At 28.6% G+C, this 1,928-nt stretch carries 1 protein-coding gene; it reads right to left on the bottom strand.

All coding sequences use genetic code 11. The annotated features are described in order from the left end of the window. Window positions 1-427: 427 nt before the first annotated feature. Window positions 428-931: a hypothetical protein gene (locus tag FC72_RS10535; RefSeq protein ID WP_057767486.1), complete on the bottom strand. Its 504-nt coding sequence runs from the start codon at window positions 929-931 to the stop codon at window positions 428-430. Window positions 932-1,928 lie beyond the last annotated feature (997 nt).

Raw genomic sequence — 1,928 nt, 5'->3', positions numbered from 1 at the left:
CTGTCGCAACAACAGGTAATATATTACTAGTTAAGTAACACCTTTGCAAGTACTTTTTTAAAAAAAATAAAATTAATTCAAAGGGCACTTATTTATCTTACATATCAAGATATCTAGCAATTAAGATTATAGTATAAATAATAATGATTGTCATCAAATTTGACCAATAACTTTTAGACTAATGCTAAATATGTGATTATAACAGGTTCTATCCTTTAGAAATAAATCGGGCATATCTCGACTACCGTTAATGAATTCCAATAAAATATTCAATCCTTTATAACAATAATCCTTATTGTTATACGTATCATTAATTACAAAATTGAACTGAATTTAATAACCCAAGTAATACATGAATTTCCGCTTTATGGTATTAATCACATAAAAAAAAGAGCAATCGATTTTATTCGATCACCCCTAAGTACAACTACTTATTTATACTATTTCTTAATTCGTTTAGAGAACCATTATTAGATAACTCTTTATATTGACTATATGCCGAATACCAGTTACCACTACTTACGGCCTGACGAAGTTTATCATATCTACTATCGTTAAAGACCTTTTTTGCAACTTCCTTAGATGCTGCTGATGATAGTGGAGTATTATTATGTAATTCTTTAGCTGCCTTATCCTGATCGTTGGCTGCTTTCATTATATCTGATATCTTAGTACCTTTTATAGACTTAACCGCTTTAGCAACTTTCTTGTCATGATGTGGATCACCATTCTTAGTGGTATCAACTCGTCTAACTAATTCTTCTTTAATCATTCTATCCGTCGCTGTATCATTTCCTCCACTAATGTTTCTTACAGTATTATTTAGTGGAAAAAAGAAAATAACTCCTATAGCTATTAAAGCAACTAAGGCAATTATGATAATCAAAATCGTCTTTTTGTGGGATTTCTTATTGTATCTAGTTTGGCGCATACTATAACCTCTTTAAATTAATAAACCAATGATAACATCAAGTTAAACGACAACGCCATACTGGTTTGATATATGATCAATAACAATTATTATGGTTCAGAGTTAATTAGTCAAATCGATAAACCATATTGCAATAATGTATTTTAAAGTTAAGAAGGCAAACAAGTTTCATGATGCAGCTTTTTTTGGTGTACTACCATGGGTAAAAATATACTTGTAAATAATGGCTACATTTATAAAATGGATATCTTTCACGTAAAATTGTATATTTCCTTCCAAATACTATTAGGTGTTTTTGTATATACTCTACTGATCAAGTCAATATGCGACAGTCGGCCTTAATGTATTCACCATCTCGAGTAATATCTATGTTTTTAATAATTCAAGTATCTCATTCATATTGTATTTTTAATTGTGTCATAATAACTGCTTTAATTCCCATTTACAACTTTAAAAAGTAAGGATAGGCAGTATTCTGATTCCGATTCTAATTTTTAAAATATTTATTTTGAAAGACGTAGCATATATCGACAATCTAGCTGCAGTTTTATGTCTATCAACCTAAATTTATTCAATAGATAAATCTATAATTGAAAAAATTCAATTATTTAACAAAATTAGACTTATTAGAACCAGTCAATCTAAAAACATTAGATTTCTACGCATTTATAATTAATGAGTGAAAACAAGTGGTAATCCCAAATCGTCATTATAAAGTCTTATTGTAAGTATTTTAAATTAATGGAATAAACTTTGATGGTACAACAACGAATAATTGAAGAAGGTTTTGGAATCGTAAAGTTCTGTTGCCGAAAAAGAACACATTGAGAATACTTGGATACTTTAGCATAATACAAACCTTTATTCGAATTCATCAAATACAAGGTTTTACTACAGGATCATTTAAAAAATTAGATACAAGCCATACGACTTCCTAATTTTATAGGTAAAGTTCAAAAAAAGGACAAAAAAAGGAAGGACATTTGTCCTTCCTTTT

Source organism: Companilactobacillus tucceti DSM 20183 (genome assembly GCF_001434665.1).
GTDB lineage: Bacteria > Bacillota > Bacilli > Lactobacillales > Lactobacillaceae > Companilactobacillus > Companilactobacillus tucceti.
Note: the sequence above shows the minus strand (reverse complement) of the source record. Positions and strands in the feature narration are given on the sequence as shown.

Excerpts from the sequence above, each read along its gene's own strand:
- FC72_RS10535 (WP_057767486.1), bottom strand. The coding sequence starts at position 931 with ATGCGCCAAACTAGATACAATAAGAAATCCCACAAAAAGACGATTTTG.